The organism is Nocardia pseudobrasiliensis NBRC 108224, from assembly GCF_001613105.1.
GTDB classification, from domain to species: domain Bacteria; phylum Actinomycetota; class Actinomycetes; order Mycobacteriales; family Mycobacteriaceae; genus Nocardia; species Nocardia pseudobrasiliensis.
The window spans coordinates 72,714-93,241 of the sequence record NZ_BDBS01000012.1; the positions used below are offsets into that span (position 1 = coordinate 72,714).

17 protein-coding genes and 2 pseudogenes are annotated in these 20,528 nt (G+C 67.7%); 10 read left to right on the top strand and 9 right to left on the bottom strand.

Going from position 1 to position 20,528, the window contains the following annotated elements:
* Positions 1 to 367 precede the first annotated feature (367 nt).
* From NP4_RS43540 to NP4_RS13230, 7 genes and pseudogenes are all read left to right on the top strand, one after another.
* Positions 368 to 1,285: pseudogene (locus NP4_RS43540) on the top strand (Lhr family helicase); the annotation flags it as partial.
* Positions 1,286 to 1,318: 33 nt separating this feature from the next.
* Positions 1,319 to 2,083 carry a DNA-formamidopyrimidine glycosylase family protein gene (locus NP4_RS13205; protein ID WP_067997431.1) on the top strand — a complete coding sequence of 255 codons (765 nt, stop codon included), beginning with the start codon at positions 1,319 to 1,321 and terminating at the stop codon, positions 2,081 to 2,083.
* 840 nt (positions 2,084 to 2,923) lie between these two features.
* The gene (locus NP4_RS13210) at positions 2,924 to 3,103 is read left to right on the top strand and encodes a hypothetical protein (protein WP_067997158.1); all 180 of its coding nucleotides are present in this window, start codon (positions 2,924 to 2,926) and stop codon (positions 3,101 to 3,103) included.
* 75 nt (positions 3,104 to 3,178) lie between these two features.
* Positions 3,179 to 4,546 (top strand): annotated as a pseudogene (hpnE, locus tag NP4_RS13215) (hydroxysqualene dehydroxylase HpnE); the annotation flags it as partial.
* A 23-nt stretch (positions 4,547 to 4,569) separates the two neighbouring features.
* Entirely contained in the window at positions 4,570 to 5,166 is a 597-nt protein-coding gene (locus NP4_RS13220) for a TetR/AcrR family transcriptional regulator (RefSeq protein ID WP_174556129.1), read from the top strand.
* Positions 5,167 to 5,227: 61 nt separating this feature from the next.
* Entirely contained in the window at positions 5,228 to 5,452 is a 225-nt protein-coding gene (locus NP4_RS13225; protein WP_062504767.1) for a hypothetical protein, read from the top strand.
* A gap of 244 nt (positions 5,453 to 5,696) precedes the next feature.
* Positions 5,697 to 5,924 (top strand): hypothetical protein, encoded by a 228-nt coding sequence (locus NP4_RS13230; RefSeq protein ID WP_067997168.1) that lies wholly within the window; start codon positions 5,697 to 5,699, stop codon positions 5,922 to 5,924.
* A gap of 45 nt (positions 5,925 to 5,969) precedes the next feature.
* Here NP4_RS13230 and NP4_RS13235 read toward each other — a convergent pair whose 3' ends face one another.
* Positions 5,970 to 7,724 (bottom strand): glycerol-3-phosphate dehydrogenase/oxidase, encoded by a 1,755-nt coding sequence (locus NP4_RS13235; protein ID WP_067997171.1) that lies wholly within the window; start codon positions 7,722 to 7,724, stop codon positions 5,970 to 5,972.
* A gap of 188 nt (positions 7,725 to 7,912) precedes the next feature.
* On the opposite strand from NP4_RS13235, the gene glpK reads away from it, so the two are divergent.
* A complete protein-coding gene (gene glpK, locus NP4_RS13240) occupies positions 7,913 to 9,412 on the top strand; it encodes a glycerol kinase GlpK (RefSeq protein WP_067997173.1) in 1,500 nt (499 codons plus the stop codon).
* A gap of 4 nt (positions 9,413 to 9,416) precedes the next feature.
* Here the strand turns inward: glpK and NP4_RS13245 are convergent, their stop codons facing one another.
* The 4 genes from NP4_RS13245 to NP4_RS13260 all read right to left on the bottom strand — a co-directional run bounded on the left by NP4_RS13245 (position 9,417) and on the right by NP4_RS13260 (position 14,746).
* A complete protein-coding gene (locus NP4_RS13245; RefSeq protein WP_067997175.1) occupies positions 9,417 to 10,595 on the bottom strand; it encodes an aminotransferase-like domain-containing protein in 1,179 nt (392 codons plus the stop codon).
* Positions 10,596 to 10,678: 83 nt separating this feature from the next.
* Positions 10,679 to 11,749: a DUF8176 domain-containing protein gene (locus NP4_RS13250; RefSeq protein ID WP_067997178.1), complete on the bottom strand. Its 1,071-nt coding sequence runs from the start codon at positions 11,747 to 11,749 to the stop codon at positions 10,679 to 10,681.
* A gap of 71 nt (positions 11,750 to 11,820) precedes the next feature.
* On the bottom strand, positions 11,821 to 12,996 hold the full coding sequence (locus NP4_RS13255) for a hypothetical protein (RefSeq protein WP_174556126.1): 1,176 nt from the start codon (positions 12,994 to 12,996) through the stop codon (positions 11,821 to 11,823).
* A gap of 346 nt (positions 12,997 to 13,342) precedes the next feature.
* Positions 13,343 to 14,746, bottom strand: a complete 1,404-nt coding sequence (locus NP4_RS13260; RefSeq protein WP_062504778.1) for an NAD(P)H-quinone dehydrogenase — start codon at positions 14,744 to 14,746, stop codon at positions 13,343 to 13,345.
* A gap of 201 nt (positions 14,747 to 14,947) precedes the next feature.
* Here NP4_RS13260 and NP4_RS13265 point away from each other — a divergent pair, with 201 nt between their 5' ends.
* A complete protein-coding gene (locus NP4_RS13265; protein ID WP_067997182.1) occupies positions 14,948 to 15,430 on the top strand; it encodes a gamma-glutamylcyclotransferase family protein in 483 nt (160 codons plus the stop codon).
* Between the two features lie 43 nt (positions 15,431 to 15,473).
* On the opposite strand, the gene NP4_RS13270 is transcribed toward NP4_RS13265, so the two are convergent.
* The 4 genes from NP4_RS13270 to NP4_RS13285 form a co-directional block, all read right to left on the bottom strand.
* Complete coding sequence (locus tag NP4_RS13270) at positions 15,474 to 16,604, bottom strand: M20 family metallopeptidase (RefSeq protein ID WP_067997432.1); 1,131 nt, start codon at positions 16,602 to 16,604, stop codon at positions 15,474 to 15,476.
* 113 nt (positions 16,605 to 16,717) lie between these two features.
* Positions 16,718 to 17,935 carry a M20 family metallopeptidase gene (locus NP4_RS13275; RefSeq protein WP_067997184.1) on the bottom strand — a complete coding sequence of 406 codons (1,218 nt, stop codon included), beginning with the start codon at positions 17,933 to 17,935 and terminating at the stop codon, positions 16,718 to 16,720.
* A gap of 45 nt (positions 17,936 to 17,980) precedes the next feature.
* The gene (locus tag NP4_RS13280; RefSeq protein WP_067997188.1) at positions 17,981 to 18,682 is read right to left on the bottom strand and encodes an enoyl-CoA hydratase-related protein; all 702 of its coding nucleotides are present in this window, start codon (positions 18,680 to 18,682) and stop codon (positions 17,981 to 17,983) included.
* A gap of 22 nt (positions 18,683 to 18,704) precedes the next feature.
* Complete coding sequence (locus NP4_RS13285) at positions 18,705 to 19,622, bottom strand: ribonuclease Z (protein WP_067997192.1); 918 nt, start codon at positions 19,620 to 19,622, stop codon at positions 18,705 to 18,707.
* A gap of 120 nt (positions 19,623 to 19,742) precedes the next feature.
* Between NP4_RS13285 and NP4_RS13290 the strand changes: the two genes are divergently transcribed.
* Positions 19,743 to 20,522 carry a purine-nucleoside phosphorylase gene (locus NP4_RS13290; RefSeq protein WP_067997195.1) on the top strand — a complete coding sequence of 260 codons (780 nt, stop codon included), beginning with the start codon at positions 19,743 to 19,745 and terminating at the stop codon, positions 20,520 to 20,522.
* Positions 20,523 to 20,528: the final 6 nt, after the last annotated feature.

Here is a 20,528-nt window from a genome sequence, read left to right on the forward strand (position 1 = left end):
AGCAAGACAAACCAGTGCTTCGGCCGATACCCCCGGGCATCGCGCGGCCCTCGACCGAGCGGCAACCCCGGCTGCCCGGCAGCGGCCGCCACGCATAAGCCCGCCCGATATCACCGCGGCCGACTCCATCGACACGAGAGCCGTCGGACCGCAGGACACCTCGCACCCACCCGGCCCGAGCTCCGATCCCTCGGGACAGCCTGCGACCAACAGCGGCCTCCTCGGCCCACACGGCGGTTCGCGGGCTGCGGACCCGCCGTTCGACGACTCGGCAGGTCCGGACCGATCGAGCTCTGCGCCCAGTGGCGAACGCATTCCCCCGCGCACCGACAGCGACTCAACCGAGGGTCGTGTCAAAGTGGTGCCGTCCACCGGCGGCGCTTACTTCTTCCGCCAACTGTCCGATGCCACCGGACTACTCGATGACACAGCGGTCGCGAGCGCGCTGTGGGAATTGGTATGGGCCGGTCATGTTTCCGGCGACACCTTCGCTCCCGTGCGAGCGATGCTGTCGGGTACGACCCGCACCACGACCGCGCACCGAACGCCCCGGCGGACGCCGCGTGGTCGGATGTATCTGCCCCGAGCGAATATGCCCACCCGATCCGGACCGCCGACCGTCGCCGGCCGGTGGTCGCTGCTGCCGGAGCGAGTGGACGACAATACGGTTCGCGCGCACGCCACGGCCGATGTGCTGCTGGAACGGTACGGGGTGCTCACCCGCGGGTCGGTCCAGAGCGAGGGCGTACCGGGCGGATTCGCCCTGATGTATCGGGTGCTCACCGAATTCGAGGACCGTGGGCGTTGCCGCCGCGGGTATTTCGTGGACTCGCTCGGTGGTGCGCAGTTCTCCACCACCGATGTCGTGGACCGATTGCGCTCCTACGACACCGAACGCTCGGAGAAGTCGCCGCCCAAGGCGCTCACGCTGGCGGCCTGCGATCCCGCCAATCCCTATGGCGCGGCGCTGCCCTGGCCCAAGGCCGCGGCCGAGGGACATCGGCCGGGTCGCAAGGCGGGCGCACTGGTGGTCCTGGTGAATGGGGAGCTGACCCTCTATCTCGAGCGCGGCGGCAAAACCCTGCTCACCTTTACCGAGAACCCCGAGGCCCGCACCCAGGCCGCCGCGGCGCTGGCCGCCCTGGTGCATACCCGCCGCGTCGACTCACTTGTCATCGACCGCGTCGACGGTGAATCCGTACACGGCAACACCTTCGCCACCTTCCTCACCGAGGCGGGCTTCGCCGCGACCCCACGCGGCTTCCGATTGCGAAGCAAACCATGAACCCCGCCGGGCGGTCGAGGTCCGGAGGTGAATATGCCCGAGGGTGACACCGTCTACCTCGCCGCCGCCCGGCTGCGCCGCGCACTCGACGGAAAGACGCTGACTCGCAGCGATTTTCGCGTCCCTCGCTATGCCACCCTGAATCTGCGCGGCCAACTTGTCGAAAGCGTCGGCAGCTACGGCAAACACCTGTTCGTCCGCACACCCACCGTGAGCATCCACACCCATCTGAAGATGGAAGGCGTATGGCGGGTCTACCAGCCCGGCCAGAAATGGACCAAACCCGCCTTCACCGCCCGTCTCATTCTGGCCACGGCCGACGCCGAGGCGGTCGGCTTCTCCCTCGGTCAGGTCGAAGTCCTGCGCCGCGCCGACGAGCACACCGCGACCGATCACCTCGGCCCCGATCTGCTCGGCACGAATTGGGACCCGCAGGAGGCCGTCCGCCGCCTGCGCGAACAACCGAACCGCCCGATCGGCCTGGCCCTGCTCGACCAGCGAAATCTCGCGGGCATCGGCAACATCTACCGCAGCGAAGCCTGCTACCTGCACCGCGTCCACCCGGCGACACCCGTACACGCGGTACCCGACCTGCTCGGCCTGATCGGCGAAGCCCACCGAATCCTCACCGAGGCCGCCCACAACCCACCCCGCCGCCCCCTGGCCTACGGCCGAGCCAACCAGCCCTGCCGCCGCTGCGGCAACGGCCTGACCGTCCGCATGGTCGCCGACGAATCCCTCGACCGCGCCGACCGCAGCATCTACTTCTGCCCACACTGCCAGCCCGCCCCCGACTGATCTGAACAGCCACAACGCACGCATGTCCACGCAGCAATCGGCGAACCCCCGCAGAACCCGACGGGACAGCAATCCACTCTCGGATCCGACGCCCACCAACCAGGTGCATTCCGAGTCAGCGATCGATGGCTGCCACGTGAGTCCGAAGGGCGCGAAAATTGCCGTTACTCAAAGCATTCGGCAGTGCGCCTCAGCAGGATCTCGAACGGAATGGGAGACATAGGAATTGCCCGCAGCAGGAATACCAGGCCGGGCGGACCAGGCCGGAACGAGCGCCTGGTCCAACACTTGCCCGAGGTTTAGCGGCGCGGCGAGCGCGGAGTCGAGTCGGCGCAGTCCGTTTCCGGCATCCAGCAGCATCGGAGTTCGCGCGGGCAGCCGGGCTGGCTGACCAGCCCGATAGTTCCCAGGGGAATCGGTTACCTCGAGTGAACCAATGGAGTTATCGAGGGTGATCCCCGACACCGTGATCGATCGGTGTGGAAACCAATCGCGGTACTCACCGCCATGGCCGACTGGGCCGAACGCGACCTGCCTCGCTCCGCCGGACGCCAAACCGCCTGACGCCACACCACCCGACGCCGCCCGGCTGAGGCCGCCCGCCAACACCACCCGCGTGTCCCGCCCCTCGTCATCACTTCCCGGGACGTCGGAACGTGCAGCAGCAGCCCGAACCGATCGGGTGACGCGGAATCACATGCTCGTTTCGCCTTCCCGCCCGGCGCGCCACCGCCGCTCACAAGTTTCTTCGGTGTAATTTGCCGCTCAATTGCTAACGCTTGGTTGTCGTATTCCGACACATCCGTCGACCACCCCGGTGCACGACATAGGAGCAGGCAGATGACGATGGTGACGTCGGCGCGGCGCCGCACCTTCGGCATTGCCGCGCAAGTGCTTATTGCAGTCTTCTCCATTGCGGCGACGGCCCTGTTCGTTTATGTGCTGCTGCATCAGCATCCGGCGGAGCGGGCGCGGCCGAGTGTGCAGCCGCCCGCCACGATCGTGGTCGCGCCGCACTGATTCGCGTTCGTCGAAACCCTTGACGCACCACCGCATCTCGCTTAACTTACGAGTTGTAAGTTATGTGAGGAGGCCGGTATGGGCCAGGATGCACGCCGGTATGTCGTCATCGGAGGCGGGTTGGCCGGGCTGGCCGCGGCCGTGTGGCTGGCCGAGGCGGGTAAGCGCGTCACCCTGTTGGAACGGCGTGCGCGACTCGGCGGTCGCACCCACGCGATGCGCGCCGACGCGGTGCACGACATCCCGGACAACGGTCAGCACGTCATCGCCAGCGGTTACCACCACCTGTTCCGCTATCTCGAAACCATCGGCACCCGCGAACATATCGCCTATCCGCACCGAGCCACCCTGCGCTGGCCCGACGGCCGCTCGACGACCATGTCGACCACCGGACCGGGCGCGATCAAAACCCTGTTCGGCGCGCATCCGGACGCGAGCCTCCTCGATCGCCTGCGCACCGCCCGCGCGACCGTGCGGCTGGGCTGGCAATGTCTGCGTCAGCCCGCCGATCTCGCCGATCTCACCACCGAACAGTGGTTCCAGCGCGTCGGCATGCCCGACACCGCCCGCGAGGCGCTGTGGGACTGGCTGGCCCTTGGCATCGCGGCCGAACCCGTGCAGCGCGAATCGGCCAAGATCTTCGCCGATGTGATGGCGACCGGCCTGCGCCTGGGCCTGAAACATCGCATCCCCGTCACCATCGGCTACCCGACAGTCGACCTGGACACCCTCTACATCACCGGCGCCCTGCGCCTGTTCGAACGACGCGGCGTCGAGGTCCGCTATCGAACCGTGGCCCGTCGCATCCACATTCGCGAGGGCGCGGTCACCGGCGTCGCCCTGGCCGACGGCAGCATCGTCCCCGCCGACGCCGTGGTGTGCGCGGTACCCAATTCCACCATCGGCGGCCTGCTCGACGAACTCCCCGAACACGCCGAAATCTACGCCGCCGCAGACAAATTGAGCTACACCCCGATCGTCAGCACCAATCTGTACCTGGACCGCCCGCTGGGCACCGACCACGCCTTCGAGGCCCTCATCGGGGGCACCGGCGTCATCGACGAGGTCTTCGACCGCCAGCGCATGCACGCCCGCCACACCGACCACGCCTGGCTCTACTGCCTCACCACCAGCGGCGCCTACGAGCAGATCCACAAACCGAACGAGGAGATCGTCGCCGAGCAGATGGCCCTGCTGGGCCGCTACTATCCGGCCGCCAGGGACGCGAAAGTCGTTGCGGCACAGGTGGTCAAGATGCCCCGCGCCACCTTCTCCCAGACCATCGGAACGCACGGCCTGCGACCGGATCAACGCACCTCGGTGCCGAGCCTCGCGCTGGCGGGCGACTGGACCGCCACCGACTGGTCGGCCACGATGGAAAGTGCGGTGCAAAGCGCGGCCCGCGCCGTCGACCTACTGCTCGAGCTACCGTCGACGCCGTGACCGCCCAGCCGACCCGCCGCCGCATGTCCGGGGCCCAGCGCCGGGAGCAGTTGCTGGACATCACCCGGGATATCGTCGCGGCCGAGGGCTTCACCGCCGTCACCATCGAGCGGGTCGCGCGGGCCGCCCAGGTCACCCGTACGGTCGTCTATCAGCAGTTCACCGACCTGCCGGGCCTGATCACCGCGCTGCTGGACCGTGAATCGGCCATCGCCTTCGCGGGTATGCGCTCGGTCGACCGGCCGGACGCTGCCGAGAGTCTGGCCGATGTCGGCCGCGGCATCCTCGCGTATCTGCACGCGGCCCCGGCCAGTTGGCGCATCATCCTGCGTCCGCCCGAGGGCGCACCTCCGGAACTGCGCGAACGCATCGAGATCGGTCGCGCCTACGCCCGCCGCGTCGGGGCCAGGCACCTGTCGCGTTTCACCGGCGTCCCAGTCGACCCGGACGGTCCCACCGAGCGAATCCTGTTGGCCGCCATGGAGGAACTGGCCCGCCTGCACCTCGACGACCCGGACCGCTGTCCCGACGAACTGGTACTGCGCTACCTGGACTCGCTGGGCGCCTGGGCCGCCCGCGCTGAAGGCGCACCCGATTCGTCGGTCACGAAACGTTCATAGAGCGCTTGATTTCCTTTGTGCAGCGCGGAGATACGCGCCCCACACGAAAGGACCGAGCGCCATGACCAAGAAGATTCTCGCCGCGAGCCTGCTCACCCTGAGCGTCGTCGGAATAGGCGCCACCGCCGCCCAGGCGACCGAAGTTCCCGCCGAGGGCAATTACGCCACCTGGGCGGCCTGCGACGCCGACGGCCGCGACGGCGCGTTCGAGCAGAACCACCGCTGGGTCTCCTACGACTGCCGCCAGGGCAACGACGGCCTGTGGTACCTGTACCTGCAGGACTGACCGTCGGCGCGTGGCCCGGCGGGGAGTCGGGCCACGCGAAAATAAAGGAGAGGAAACCTCTCAGCGATTGGGCAGAATCTCGCCGTGCACGCCCGAGCCGCACGGCAACAGATCCGCTGAAGTCAGTTTCCGCCGGATTCACGCCACCCTTCACAGCAGCCCAGATCACGTTTTCGGGAAATTATCACCTTGCTAGCGTGGATCCGTAATTCGATTTCCCGAAATCGGTTGAAGGAGAAATACAATGATCAAGTCAATTGTGGTCTCCGGTGCGGTCACCTTCGGAATCGTCGCCGCCGGCGCTGGTCTGGCCGCCGCGGAGGAAATCCAGGTCGAGGGCAACTACGCCACCGAGGCGGGTTGCAACACCGATGCTCCGGGCGTCGAACTCGCCAGGGACAACGGCAAATACACGCACTACCAGTGCCGCCAGGGCAATGACGGCCTCTGGTATCTGTATCTGTCGAATTAGCGCCGTGATTCGCCCGGCGACCCGAGCCGCCGGGCGAATCCGGTTTCACTTCTCGACCGGCACCGGCTCCAGAATCTCCGGCCGCGGTTCCGGCGCGGCGGCCCGCAGCGCGTCGGCGGATATATCGTCCGGCTGTGTCTGCGAACGGATTTCGGCGTCCACCCGGGCGTTGTAGGTTTGCACCTCGCGCTTGATCTCGGCATCCTCCCAGCCGAGCACCGGCGCCACCAACCGCGCGACCTCCTCGGCGCAGTCGACGCCACGATGGGAGTACTCGATGGAGATGCGCGTGCGCCGGGCCAGGATATCGTCCAGATGCAGCGCGCCCTCGGCCGCCGCGGCGTAGACCGCCTCCACCTTCAGATAGCTCGGCGCCTCGGTAATCGGTTGCAGCAGATCGGGTTTGCCCGCCGCCAGATCGAGCACGTCGGTGAGCATCGAACCGTAGCGATTGAGCAGATGCTCGATCCGGTACGGATGCACGCCGTAGGTCTCGGCCAGATGCGGAGTCTGGTTGAGCAGTGCGAAATACCCGTCCGCGCCCAGCAGCGGCACCTTCTCGGTGATCGACGGCGAGACCCGCTGCGGAATGTCCTGTGCCGCAACGTCGACCGCGTCGTAGGCCATCACCCGGTAGGTGGTGTACTTACCGCCCGCGATCGCCACCAGCCCCGGCGCGATCCGCGCGACGGCGTGTTCGCGCGACAGCTTGGAGGTCTCGTCACTCTCCCCCGCCAGCAACGGCCGCAGCCCGGCGTACACGCCCTGGATATCGTCGTGGGTGAGCGGGGTGACCAGTACCCGGTTCACCTGATCGAGCAGATAGTCGATATCGGCCTTGGTCGCGGCCGGATGGGCCAGATCGAGATTCCAGTCGGTGTCGGTGGTGCCGATGAGCCAGTGGTTGTTGCTTTTCCACGGGATGACGAACAGCACCGAGGTCGCCGTGCGCAGGATCAGGCCGGTATCGCTGGCGATGCGATCGCGCGGCACCACGATGTGCACGCCCTTGGAGGCCCGCACGTGAAAGCGGCCGCGCAGCTGCGACAGCGCCTGGATCTCGTCGGTCCACACCCCGGTCGCATTGATCACCACATGTCCGCGCGCCTCGGTGGTGCGGCCGTCCTCGCTGTCGCGCACCTTCACCCCCACCACCCGATCGGCCTCCCGCAGGAATCCGACCACCTGCGTGGACGTGCGCACCACCGCCCCGTAATGCGCCGCGGTGCGGGCCAGGGTCATGGTGTGCCGTGCGTCGTCGACGACCGTGTCGTAGTAGGTGATTCCGCCGATCAGCGCGTCGCGGCGCAGACCAGGGAACAACCGCAGCGCACCCGAACGCGTCAGATGATGCTGTCCCGGAACGGATTTCTTCCCGCCCATGGTGTCGTAGAGGAACAGGCCCGCGGCGGTGTACGGCCTTTCCCAGGCGCGATGGGTCAGCGGATACAGAAAGCGCAACGGCTGCACCAGATGCGGGGCCAGCGAGGTCAGGCTCAGCTCGCGCTCGCGCAAGGCCTCCTGGACCAGTCCGAATTCGAGCTGTTCGAGGTAGCGCAGACCGCCGTGGAACATCTTCGACGACCGGCTCGACGTACCCGAGGCGAGATCGCGCGCCTCGATCAGCGCGACCTCCAGCCCGCGGGTGGCCGCGTCCAGGGCGATCCCGGCGCCGACCACGCCACCGCCGATCACCACGACGTCGAAATGGTCCTTACCCAGCCGCTCCCAGGCCGCGGCCCGCTGTTCGGGGCCCAGATCGCCCGAGGATCGCGCTCGCGGATCCGATGTCTTCGTCATCGCCTCACTCCTCCGCGGCGCCCACACCCTGCGGTGCGGGCCCGCCTCGTCGGTGAAAGCTCTCGTCCTGGCTGTTCGGGTACAGGCTAGGCGAAACGCGGCCTGACGCCGACCCACGCCACCACCCGTTACCCGAGAGTAATCGAGATCAACACTAGTCCACGCCGCCGGTTTAGTAACCTGCACGAATGCGACGCTATGTGGCCGCCATCGATCAGGGAACGACCTCGAGCCGGTGCATCGTCTTCGACCATTCCGGCCGCGTCGTCGGCGTCGCCCAGCGCGAACACGAGCAGCTGTTCCCGCAGCGCGGCTGGGTGGAGCACGACCCCCAAACCATTTGGCGCAATACCGAATCGGTGATCGCCGAGGTGCTCGAGCAGAACGATCTGACCGCCGACGACATCGCCGCGGCCGGGGTCACCAATCAGCGCGAGACGACGGTGGTATGGGACCGTTCGACCGGCGAACCGGTGTACAACGCCATCGTCTGGCAGGACACCCGAACCGCGGAACTGTGTCGCAAACTGGCCGGTTCGGAGGGCCCCAACCGCTACGCCGAACGCACCGGACTGCCCCTGAGCACCTACTTCGCCGGACCCAAGCTGCGCTGGATCCTCGACAATGTCGACGGCGCGCGCGAGCGGGCCGAGGCGGGCGAACTGTGCTTCGGCACCATCGACAGCTGGATCCTGTGGAATCTGACCGGTGAGCACATCACCGACGTCACCAATGCCTCACGCACCATGCTGATGGATCTGCGTACGCTGCAATGGGATTCGCAGATCTGCGAGGAATTCGGCGTGCCCGAGTCGGTGCTGCCGCGGATTCACAGCTCCTCGGAGGTCTACGCGGACGTCTCCTCGGGTCCGCTGGCCGGGGTGCCGGTCGCGGGCATCCTCGGCGATCAGCAGGCCGCCACCTTCGGCCAGGCCTGCCTGAAGCCGGGCGAGGCCAAGAACACCTACGGCACAGGTAATTTCATGCTGCTCAATACCGGCACCACACCGGTCACGAGCCGGCACGGCCTGCTCACCACCGTCTGCTATCGCATCGGCGACCAGGACGCTGTCTACGCCCTGGAGGGATCGATCGCGGTGACCGGCTCGCTGGTGCAGTGGCTGCGCGACAATCTCGGGATCATCTCCTCGGCCGACGATATCGAGGAGCTCGCCCGTTCGGTCGACGACAACGGCGGCGCGTACTTCGTCCCGGCGTTCTCGGGCCTGTTCGCCCCGCGCTGGCGGCCCGACGCGCGCGGCGTGATCGCCGGGCTCACCCGATTCGTCAACAAGGGCCATATCGCGCGAGCGGTATTGGAGGCCACGGCATTCCAGACCCGCGAGGTCGCCGACGCCATGCGCGCCGACGCCGAATCGGAGCAGCTGGACCTCGAACTGACCACCCTAAAGGTCGACGGCGGCATGGTCCGCAACGAACTGCTCATGCAGTTCCAGTCCGATATCCTCGACGTCCCCGTCGTCCGCCCGGTCGTCACCGAGACCACCGCGCTCGGCGCGGCCTACGCCGCGGGTCTGGCCGTCGACTTCTGGTCGGATACCGAGGAGATCCGCGCCAACTGGGCCGAGGACAAGACCTGGGAGCCGACCATGTCCGACGCCGAGCGCGAGCAGCTCTACGCGGAATGGAACAAGGCCGTCGAGCGCACCTACGACTGGGCGGACTGATCGCTCAGTCGCCGAGGGCGCGACCCAGGCGATCGACCGCCTCGGCCAGCGTCACCGCGTCGGAAGTGGTGAAACACAACCGCATCGACGCGCGATTGCCCGAGGCCACCGCGAACGCGGAGCCCGGGACGTAGGCCACACCGTGTTCGAGGGCCCGCGGCAGCAGGTCCACGGTATCGGTGCCGTCGGTGAAATCGACCCACACGAACATGCCGCCGGTGGCATCCGTACTCACCACCCGATCACCGAAACGCTCGCGCAGCGCGCCGACCAGCGCCTGTGCCCGTTCGCCGTAGGCGCGGCGGACCTTGTCCACATGGGCATCGAGCCATTCGGTCTCGGCGAGCAGCTCCGCGGTGATCTGCTGGGTCAGCGCCGAACCACACAGGTCCGCACCCTGTTTCAGCAATTCGACGGCACGGCACACCGCGTCGGGGGCGACCATCCAGCCGGTGCGCAGCGTGGGCGCGAGGATCTTCGAGGAGCTGGACAGGCGAATGACGTTGGGCGAGTAGGTCGCAACGGGTCGCGGCGAGGGCTCCTCGAACCAGAGTTCGCCGTACGGGTCGTCCTCGATCACCCAGAAGCCGTATCGCTGAGCCAGATTCGCCAATTCCGCACGCCGCTCCGGGCTCAGGGTCACACCGCGCGGATTGTGGAAGTTGCTGACGGTGTGCACCACCGCCGGGCGTTCGCCGCCCGCCAGCAGTTCGGCGAGCACATCGACGCGCATTCCCTCGGCGTCCAGCGGCACCGCCACGATGCGCGCCTGCGCGGCCCGGAACACCTGCAGCGCACCGACATACGCGGGATCTTCGACCACCACCAGCGCACCGGGATCCAGCAGCACCTCGGCCAGCAGCGACAGCGCCTGCTGCGAACCGTGGGTGACGAAGACCTCCTCGATCGGCACATCCCGGCCGAGCCGCGCCGACTCGCGCACCGTGAGCACCTCGCGCAGCGGCCGCCAGCCCGCCGATTCGGTGTACTGCAGACGGCTGCGATCGGCCAGCGCCGACTCCGCCGCCAGCGCGATCCGATCGCGCGGCATGAGCTGCTCGTCGGGTAGACCACCGGCCAGGCCGATGATGTCCGGTCGTACCGTCAGCTTGAGGAGGTCACGAATCGCCGAGCTCTGCAGGCCGTCCAGGCGGCGGGACAGCGGTGGGGTGAGTGGCGACATGGACACCTCCGAAGCTCGGGCAATATGCCCAATGTCGCACAGCTCTACCAGAATCTGAAATCAATATCCCATTATTTGAGAATTCAGATGCTGACGATACCCCAGACCAGGTTCTTTCCACCCTGGTTCACCGTGGTCACCAATTGGCGATAGACCGTCTTACCGCCGTCCGGGCGGAACTCGGTCAGCTCGGTGGTGAACCGGTCCGCTGCCAGCTGCTCGATGCGCAGGCAGAACCGGGTGCCCTGCGGAATCTTCTGATCGATGGCCTGCTGGATGTCTCCCGCCGCCGGAACCCGATCGGTATCCGGCGCTACGAAGGTCCGCACCTTCTCGCCGTTGCGATCGACATAGAAGGCGTGCTGGAAGCCGAGGATCGCGCCCGCCCCGGTATCGGTGTCGCCCGCGCCGTTGCCGGTGGTGATGCCGTTCTGACTGCTCGCCGGGCAGTTCATGGCCGAGGTGACCGTATTCGACGACGGGCCCGCCACGACGCCGCCATCCGGCTCGTTGCCGCGGTTGACGAACACGATCACCAGCACGATCGCGATGATCGCCGCGAGCGCGGCGGCCACGCCGATGATGATCGGACCCCGGCCGCGCTCGGTGCGCTCCGCGGTCTCCGGTTCGGTCGGTGCGGGGCGCTGGGCGACCAGCTTCTTCGCCAATTCGTCGTCGTCCCACAGGGATCCGGACGAGATCGAACCCGACGACGGCCGCGCCGGGGCCTGACTCTGTTTGGGCGGAACGGGCGGATATCCGTCGGAGGTGGATTTCCACCAGGTCTCCGAATCCCGTCCGCGTTCGTCGGCCGGTTCCGAGGCGGGCGCGCGCTGTACGGGAGGTTCCGGAACGCGCGGCGGCACAGTGGGTTCCGGCGCGCGATACTGCGGCGGCGGCGCGGGAGCCGGTGGCGCGAGCGGGGTATCGGCCGGTTGCCAGCCGAGCGTCGGCCGTTCCGGGACATCGGCGGGCGTCCAGCCGACGGATCCGCCCGACGGAGCCTGCGGAAAATCCTTCACCGGCGGACCGAAACCCGTTACCGGCGGACCGAATTCGGACACGGGCGGACCGAATGCCGATCCGGCCTGATCCTGGGCCTCCGGATCCGGCCGCTCGGATTCGTCACGCTTCGCGTCGTCTGCGGAGCCCATCACCCGTCCTTCCCCATGACACACGCGTGGGGCGGTCAGCGACCGCCCCACGCGTTGTTGCTCAGTCCGTGTCAGTACTGAACGTCGCCGCCCAACTGGCCGGTTACGCCTGCGACATTCAGCTGCGCGGGAGCGATCTCGCCCTCCGGAAGCCTACCAATTCGGGCGGCCGCATCCAGTGCCGCGGCGCCACCGGGCTGCTGTCGGATCCAGCCCTCGACGGCCGCCTTGGCCGCATTGGCCTGGGTGGTGTCGATGTAGGTCTCCGACTTCGCATCCTCGCGATCGGTCGCGTGGGTGTAGTAGGTGACCTTGATCCGGTTGGGCTCCACGAATTCCAGCGAGGCGCCCGCGTCGCCGGAACCGGTCGGCGTGTTGTAACCGATGGTTCCGACGTAGCCGTCGAGGTTGCTGAAGTGGTGGGTGTTGGCCACGAAACCGGGCAGCACCGCACCGCCGTCGATATTCGCGCCGACCTCGGTGTGCGGACCGGTCATCGTGACGACCGGCGCGGCGGGGGCCTGCTGCAGACTCGGCGAGTTCCACCGCTGCTGTTGCTGGCTGCCCTGGTTGCCGGTCAGGTTGTCGCTGTTACCGCCCTGCTGCTGCGGGGCGGGCGTGGTCTGACCCTGCGGCTGCTGACCCGGCTTGAGCTCCTGCTGCTGACCCGGATTGGTCTGATCCGGAGTCGTCGCCTGCGGCGGATTCGGGACGCTGTTCTGTCCCGGCACCGGCAGCGGCGCGACGCGCGGGTTGGTGACGCCCGGCTGCTGCGGCCCGGCCATCTGCGGGCCGTTCTGGTTGCTGGTGCCCGGCTGCTGCGGCGTGGTCGTACCCGGCTGCTGCGGCCCGGTGCCCGGCTGCTGCGGGCTGGTACCGGGCTGCTGCGGCGTGGTGCCGGGCTGCTGCGGATTCGAGGTGCCCGGCTGCTGTTGCGGATTGGTCTGCTGATTCGGCGCGGGCTGGCACGGGTTGTTCGGCGTGGGCGTGCAGTTGTTACCCGGCTGCGGGTCGGCCTGCTGTTGATTGCCCTGCTGCGCACCCTGCTGCTGCGGGTTGCCCTGCTGTGCATTGCCCTGCTGATTGGTCTGCGGGGCGTTCTGATCCTGCGGCGCGGCGCTGTTCTCCTGCGGCGAGGCCGGAGTGGTGGGGACCGGCGCCTGATCTCCCGGGGCGGCATTAGCCGGCGCGGACAGGATGGTCGCGACGGCGGCCGCGGTGGCCAGAGGCAACGACGTCGTGGCCATCGCTCGCTGCACCCGACTCGGCTTACGATGTTTCACTGCTCGTCAATCCCTTTCGTGAGTGCGACCGAAACCTCTGGTGGGGAGGTCGATCGCTCTCCAGTTGTCCTCATCGGATGCCCGGTCCGCACCCTGCCCGCGGCCCGAGGGCCGTTCGCGGATTTCCGGTAAGGGAATGACACAGCCCCCCGCACACGTGAAATCTACAACCCGACCAACACACGCATCTCTGCCGGAAGTGAACCACACGAACAACATTCAGGCAACACAGACGTAAATACCAACCGTCGCAGTGTGACTCGGCTCGTCAAGCCCCCAGTACTCGGGGCAGCATCAGCGCAGGTAGGCGTCATCCAAGATCATCGTGACGCATCAGCTGACGGGCCGCCTCGGTGACCGATCCGGACAGTGACGGATAGACCGAGAAGGTCTGCGCGAGATCGTTGACCGTGAGATTGTTCTGCACCGCGAGCGCGATCGGCAGAATCAGCTCCGAGGCGATCGGCGCGACCACCACGCCGCCGATCACCACACCGGTGGCGGGACGGCAGAAGATCTTCACGAAGCCGCGACGCAGACCCGACATCTTGGCCCGCGGATTGGTATTCAGCGGCAGCATGACCGTGCGGGCGGGCACCTCGCCGTTATCGATCGAGGTCTGGCTCACGCCGACGGTAGCGATCTCGGGCCGGGTGAACACCGCCGAGGCGACGGTCTTGAGGCGGATCGGCTGCACACCCTCGCCCAGCGCGTGATACATCGCGATGCGGCCCTGCATGGCGGCCACCGAGGCCAGCGGCAGCACGCCGGTACAGTCACCGGCCGCGTAGATTCCGGGCACGGTGGTCCGCGAGACCCGGTCCACCCGCAGATATCCGCCCTTGTCGAGCTGGATTCCGATGCGTTCGAGACCGAGGTCCTGGGTATTGGGCGTGGAGCCGACCGTCATCAGCACATGCGATCCGGTCACCGCACGGCCGTCGGACAGCTTCACCACGATGCCGTCGGCGGTCCGCTCGACCGCATCCGCGCGGGCCTGCTTGACCAGTTCCACACCGCGTTCGGTCAGGGCGTCCTCGAGCACCAGGGCGGCGTCGGCGTCCTCGGCGGGCATGATGCGATCGCGGCTGGAGACCACCTTCACCTTCACGCCCATCTCGGTATAGGCCGAGACGAATTCCGCGCCGGTGACGCCGGAACCGACCACCACGAGGGTTTCCGGCAGTTCCTTGAGGTCGTAGAGCTGACGCCAGTTGAGGATTCGCTCACCGTCGGGCTCGGCGCCGGGCAGCACGCGCGGGTTGGCGCCGGTGGCGATCAGCACCACATCGGCCTCGAGCACCCGTTCGGTGCCATCGATGAGGGTGGCCCGCACCAGGTGGGTGGCCAGGCCCGGAATCTGATCGATCAGCTTGCCGTGGCCGTTGAGAATGTCGACCCCGGCGGCCTGCAGCTTGGAGCGGATATCGGAGGACTGCGCCTGCGCGAGCATCTTCACGCGGGAATTGACCTCGGACAGGCGCACCTTCGCCTGCGCGGGATGCAACGTGACGCCGAGATCGCGAGCGCGGCGCAGATCGGTGCGCACGCCGGTGGAGGCGATGAAGGTCTTGGACGGCACGCAGTCCCACAGCACGCACGCGCCACCGATGCCGTCGCGATCGATCACCGTGACCGTCGCTCCGTGCTGGGAGGCCACCAGTGCCGCTTCGTAGCCGGCGGGGCCTCCCCCGATGATCGCAATGCGGGTCATGTGTCCCTCCGCTGTCGAACTGTGCAACCGGGATCTCCGGTACTTCTTAACGTTATCGGGCCAGCTCCGCACCTTTTCGACCGCATCGCCATCGCGCCCGAGCTAACCGGGGGCGAGCAACCGACCGAATTCGCGCCGCCGCCGTCGAGCCGAGCTGCCGCCGTTGAACACAGCGGCCCGGCTATTCGATACCCTTGCTGAGTGCCGATATACGCCGCCTATGGGTCCAATATGGATCCCGAGCAGATGCTCAAGCGCTGTCCGCACTCACCCGTGTACGGAACCGGATGGCTCGAGGGTTGGCGTCTGACCTTCGCCGGAGACGACATCGGCTGGGAGGGCCCGCTGGCCACCGTGGTCGAAGAACCCGGCGAGCGCGTATTCGTCGTGCTCTACGACGTATCCGCCGAGGACGAGATGAGTCTCGACCGGTGGGAGGGTTCGGACTTCGGCATCCACAAGAAGATCCGCCTACGCGTGACCCCGAATCCCGGTACCGGTACCGAACCGGTCCTGGCCTGGCTGTACGTACTCGACGCCTACGAGGGCGGCCTACCCTCGGCCCGCTATCTCGGCGTGATCGCGGACGCGGCCGAGAAGGCCGGTGCGCCAGGCGATTACACGCACGCGCTGCGTACCCGCAACAGCCGCAATGTCGGGCCGGGAACCTTCGGCTCGATGTAAGCGACGAGAAGGGGCCCCCGCTGTCCGTGAGGGCCCTTCGAATCTATCGGGCTTGCAGCACCAGATTCGTCATCACTCGCACGCCCACCGCCAGCGCCCGCTCGTCGATATCGAACGTCGGCTGATGCAGATCCAGCTGCGGGCCGGTCCCCGACCACACGCCCAGGCGGGCCATCGCCCCCGGCACCTCCTCCAGATACCAGGAGAAGTCCTCGCCACCTCCGGACTGCGGGGTATCGGCGAGCGCGTCCGGGCCCAGGCCACGAATGGCGTCCTCGAACATGCGGGTGGCCTGCTCCTCGTTGACCACCGGCGGCACGCCGCGCTTGTAGTTCAACTGGTACCGCACACCGGTCGGCGCGAGCAGCCCGTCGACGATCTCGCGGACCATCGGCTCGAGCAGCGACCAGGTCGCGTGATCGCCCGTGCGCACGGTGCCGGTCAGCATGCCGGTCTGCGGAATCGCATTGGGAGCCTTACCCGCCGACACCGCGCCCCAGACCATGACCGTGCTGGTCCGCGGATCGATACGCCTGCTCAGCATGCCGGGCAGACCCGTGATGACCGTGCCGATCGCATAGACCAGATCACTGGTCAGATGCGGCCGCGAGGTGTGCCCGCCGGGCGAATCCAGGACCAGCTCGACGGTATCGGCGGCCGAGGTGATGGCCCCGACACGCACCCCGACACGCCCGACCTCGAGACGAGGATCGCAGTGCAGCGCGAACATCCGCGACACGCCCTCCATCGCCCCGGCCGCGACCATGTCGATCGCCCCGCCGGGCATGACCTCCTCGGCGTGCTGGAACACCAGCCGCACGCCGACCAGGAGTTCGGGCGCCTCGGCCAGCGCCATGGCCGTGCCGAGCAGCACCGCGGTGTGCGCGTCGTGCCCGCAGGCGTGCGAGACGCCCGGCACGGTCGAGGCGAACGGCAGACCCGTGTACTCCTGCAGCGGCAACGCGTCCATATCGGCGCGCAGGCCGATTCGCGGTTCGCCGGGGCCGATATCACAGATGAGGCCGGTTCCGGTGGGCAGCTTCCGCGGTTCGAGACCGGCCTTGACCAGCCAGCTCTCGAGGAATTCGGTCGTGGCGAATTCGGTGCGGGACAGTTCGGGGTTGGCGTGGATGTGCCGACGCCAGCCGATCAGATCCTCCGCATGTTCTTTCAGCCACGCATCGACGGCCTGTCGCGCGAGGTCCGTCGAGGCGTAGCCTCCGGAACCCTCCGACGTAGCCGCTTCCTCCGGGTCCGCCACTCCTGCGGCGCAACCCCCGCTTGTGCTCACCGAATATCCTCCTGTCGCTGAATCCTGAGCTCCAACAACCTGGCCCTATGAAGTTGATCGCCCGCTATCTGTATCGCGGTACGCGCCAAAGCCGTAGCCCCATCAATCACTGCCAGATCCGCTGACGGCGTCACACACGCCGCCGCGAACTCCGGCTGATGCGTCACCGCACCCCCGGCATCGATTCCGATAACCGGATGGATGCCCGGAATGACGTGGGTGACGTTGCCCATATCGGTGCTGCCGAGCGGCCGCACCGCCTCCACCTCCGGCGCGAGCGGTACGCGGCCCATGCCGACGATCTGCTCGCGATATGCCCACAGTAATCCCGGATCGGCCGTGAGCTCGGTATATGTCGGCGCGAGCGTCCGGATTTCGTGGGTACATCCGGTCGCCAGTGCTCCCGCCTCGAAACACGCCGACGCTCGTCGCATCAGATCGTCGAGGGATGCGGAGTCGACTGCGCGTAGGTAATACAGCAGTTCCGCACGTCCGGGCACTATGTTGGGGGCTACGCCGCCCGAGTTGACTATACCGTGCAGTTGCTGACCCGGGCGTAGATGTTGACGTAGCAATCCCAGAGCAACTTGCGAAACGGTGATCGCGTCACCCGCGTTGCGGCCCTCCTCGGGCGCGGCGCTGGCATGGGCCTCGCGGCCGTGGAACAGGACCGACAGATCGGCCAGGGCGAGCGAGCGGGCATTGACGATGTCGACCGGTCCCGGATGAACCATCATCGCCATCGCCGCATCGTCGAATACGCCGCGCTCGAGCATCAACACCTTGCCGCCGCCGCTCTCCTCGGCCGGCGTGCCGAAAACCTTGACGGTCAGACCGCAGGCATCGGCTACCTCGGCCAGACCGAGGGCCGCGCCCACCGCGGCGGCGGCGATGATGTTGTGCCCACAGGCATGCCCGATCTCGGGCAACGCGTCGTATTCGGCACAGATCCCCACCACCAACTCGCCGCTGCCGTAACTGGCGACGAAGGCGGTGTCCAGATCGGCCACGGGCATGCGGATCTCGAAACCCCGCGCCCGCAGCGGCGCGAGCGCCTTTGCCACGCTGCGTGTCTCAGCGAAGGCGAGTTCGGGCTCGGCGTGGATCGAATGCGACAGTTCGAGTAATTCGCCGGTGGCAGAACCGATGGCGGCGTCGGCGGCAGCGACCGCCGCCGACCGGTTCCGGGTGTGGTCCTCGCCGCTGCGTGGCATGGCACACAGTGTTGCACTGCGGCCGCCGCGCCGCCTATCGGGTTATCAGGGCGCGAACTTCAGGTTCTCCGGCGTTGTCTCGATCGCCAGACCCTCGAGAGTGCGTCCGTGCAGGGCTTTCTTGATGACCGGAAGGTTCGGTTTGCGGTTTCCGGCCAGCGCTGCGGCCCGCTCGATCGCCGTCGCGAGCACCTTGTCGGCGTCGGCCTTGGCCTCCACGATCCCCGCGGCGATGGCGTCGTCGGCACCGTAACGACGGCCCGTGGTCATGGCCTCGAGCGCGACCTGATTGGTGAGCCGACCGGTAACCAGGGCGTTCATCGCGACTGTGAACGGCATGCCCAGATGCACCTCCGGCAGGCACCAGTAGCCGCGGTCGGCGCGCATCACACGGAAGTCGTGCGAGGTCGCCAGCATTGCGCCCGCGCCGAAGGCATGGCCGTTGAGCGCGGCGACGGTGGCCATCGGGAAGGCCAGCAGCCTGCTGTAGAGGGTGTGCACCCGGTCCACATACCAGCAGTTGCGCTCGAAGTTCGCGAACAGCCAGTCGGTGTCCAGACCGTTGCTGTAGAACTTGCCGGTCGCCACGGTGACCAGGGCCGCGGGACCCTCCGACGCCTCGACCTCGTCCAGCAGACCGTGGACCGCATCGATCCAATCCGGATGGAAGCGGTTCTCGTTGTCGGTCTGGCCCTCGTTGCCCAGATAGAGGACGAATACGTCCCCGTCACGTTCCAAATACGGCATGCGCTGAGGATATACGAAGATGTTACCGGCGAGTAGGGACCGGCACGCGCTGCAGATCCTCGGCCACGACCAGCTCGCCGTCGAAGTATTTGGCCGCCTCCGCGCGATGGCCCTCGAGGTCGCCGTAGCGTTGCGAGAAATGGGTGAGCACCAGTGTGCGCACCCCCGCGGCCGCGGCGGCCCGCGCGGCCTCGGCGGCGGTCAGATGACCGAATTCGTGCGCCAGGGCGGCATCGGCGTCGAGGAAGGTCGCCTCGATCACGAGCATGTCCGCATCCTGCGCCAATTCCTCCACCCCCGAACACATTCGAGTGTCCATCACGAAGGCGAACCGCTGCCCGCGCCGCACGGCCGAGACCTCCTCCACACCCACCGCCCGCCCGTTCGGCAGCCGCAGCGACCCCTCGCGCTGTAATCGCCCGATGTCCGGACCGGCGATTCCCAACGCGGCCAGGCGATCCGGCAGCATCCGACGGCCGTCCGGTTCGGTCAGCCGATATCCGAAGGTCTCGATGCGATGCGACAACGCCACGGCCTCCACGGTGAACGGCGCGTCCGGCAACTGCACCGGCCCCGCCGCGGCGACCGGCCGCTCCCGCAGCCCCGAGAAGTACGGCACCACATCGCGCAGCCGCTCGAAGAACACCTGCCCCGAACCCGGATAGCAGACGTCCACCGGATGCGGCACCTGATCCAAATTCAGTCGCGCGAACACCCCCGGCAGTCCCAGACAGTGGTCACCGTGAAAGTGCGTCAAGCAGATTCGCGTGATCCCGGTCGCCGACACGCCCGCGAACTGCATCTGCCGCTGCGTCCCCTCCCCCGGATCGAACAGCAGCCCCTCAGTGTCCCAACGCAACAGGTACCCGTTGTGATTGCGCTGGCGAGTCGGCACCTGGCTCGCTGTTCCGAGCACGACGAGTTCACGCACGGGCCCCATCCTGCCCCGCACCGCCCGCGCTCGCGCCCCTATGCGGCTCCAGCGCGCCTCCACCCCGCCCCTAGCGCCCCGGACACCTGCGGCGGGCGTGCCCACTCCGGCGCGACTATCGTGAGCCACATGCTTGCCGAACAGGCCGCCGAGGCGATCGCCGAACATACGGGAGTGTCGCACCACCGGATCGCGGTGGTGCTCGGATCGGGCTGGCAGGAGGCGGCCGCCGAAATCGGCAACCCCACCGCGTCGATCCCGATGGCGCAGCTGCCCGGCTTCGGCGCGCCGACGGCCCAGGGTCATCAGGGCACCGTGCATTCGGTGCAGGTCAACGATGCTCCGGTACTGCTGATGATGGGCCGCCAACATCTCTACGAGGGCTACGAACCGGCCCAGGTCGTGCACGGTGTCCGCTCGGCCATCGCGGCGGGCGCGCAGATCGTGCTGCTGACCAATGCCGCGGGCGGTATCCGCTCCGGCCTGCGCGTCGGCGAACCGGTCCTGATCGGCGACCACATCAACCTCACCGGCCGCACCCCGCTGACCGGCGCCACCTTCGTCGACCTCGTCGACGCCTGGGATCCCGAATTGCGCAAGGTCGCAAAGGATGTCGACCCGGGCCTGTCCGAGGGCGTCTACGCGGGCCTGACCGGACCGCAGTACGAAACCCCCGCCGAGATCCGCATGCTCGGCACCATGGGCGCGGATCTGGTCGGCATGTCGACCGTGCTCGAGGCCATCGCCGCCCGCGCGGCCGGGGCTCGCGTCCTGGGCATCTCGCTGGTCACCAATCTCGCCGCGGGCGTGACGGGCGCGCACCTGTCGCACGCCGAGGTGCTGGCCGAGGGACATGCCGCCGCACCGCGGCTGGGCAAGCTGCTGCGCGGCGTGCTGGAACGCCTGTAGGGCCGA

What these genes read in the sequence shown, in the direction of transcription:
- NP4_RS13280 (WP_067997188.1), bottom strand. Translation starts at nt 18,682, where the DNA reads ATGCCGTATTTGGAACGTGACGGGGACGTATTCGTCCTCTATCTGGGC.
- NP4_RS13245 (WP_067997175.1), bottom strand. Translation starts at nt 10,595, where the DNA reads ATGTCGCCACTCACCCCACCGCTGTCCCGCCGCCTGGACGGCCTGCAG.
- NP4_RS13210 (WP_067997158.1), top strand. Translation starts at nt 2,924, where the DNA reads ATGACGATGGTGACGTCGGCGCGGCGCCGCACCTTCGGCATTGCCGCG.
- NP4_RS13235 (WP_067997171.1), bottom strand. Translation starts at nt 7,724, where the DNA reads ATGACGAAGACATCGGATCCGCGAGCGCGATCCTCGGGCGATCTGGGC.
- NP4_RS13225 (WP_062504767.1), top strand. Translation starts at nt 5,228, where the DNA reads ATGACCAAGAAGATTCTCGCCGCGAGCCTGCTCACCCTGAGCGTCGTC.
- NP4_RS13220 (WP_174556129.1), top strand. Translation starts at nt 4,570, where the DNA reads ATGTCCGGGGCCCAGCGCCGGGAGCAGTTGCTGGACATCACCCGGGAT.
- NP4_RS13290 (WP_067997195.1), top strand. Translation starts at nt 19,743, where the DNA reads ATGCTTGCCGAACAGGCCGCCGAGGCGATCGCCGAACATACGGGAGTG.
- NP4_RS13285 (WP_067997192.1), bottom strand. Translation starts at nt 19,622, where the DNA reads ATGGGGCCCGTGCGTGAACTCGTCGTGCTCGGAACAGCGAGCCAGGTG.
- NP4_RS13250 (WP_067997178.1), bottom strand. Translation starts at nt 11,749, where the DNA reads ATGGGCTCCGCAGACGACGCGAAGCGTGACGAATCCGAGCGGCCGGAT.
- NP4_RS13205 (WP_067997431.1), top strand. Translation starts at nt 1,319, where the DNA reads ATGCCCGAGGGTGACACCGTCTACCTCGCCGCCGCCCGGCTGCGCCGC.
- NP4_RS13260 (WP_062504778.1), bottom strand. Translation starts at nt 14,746, where the DNA reads ATGACCCGCATTGCGATCATCGGGGGAGGCCCCGCCGGCTACGAAGCG.
- NP4_RS13255 (WP_174556126.1), bottom strand. Translation starts at nt 12,996, where the DNA reads ATGGCCACGACGTCGTTGCCTCTGGCCACCGCGGCCGCCGTCGCGACC.
- NP4_RS13230 (WP_067997168.1), top strand. Translation starts at nt 5,697, where the DNA reads ATGATCAAGTCAATTGTGGTCTCCGGTGCGGTCACCTTCGGAATCGTC.
- glpK (WP_067997173.1), top strand. Translation starts at nt 7,913, where the DNA reads ATGCGACGCTATGTGGCCGCCATCGATCAGGGAACGACCTCGAGCCGG.
- NP4_RS13275 (WP_067997184.1), bottom strand. Translation starts at nt 17,935, where the DNA reads ATGCCACGCAGCGGCGAGGACCACACCCGGAACCGGTCGGCGGCGGTC.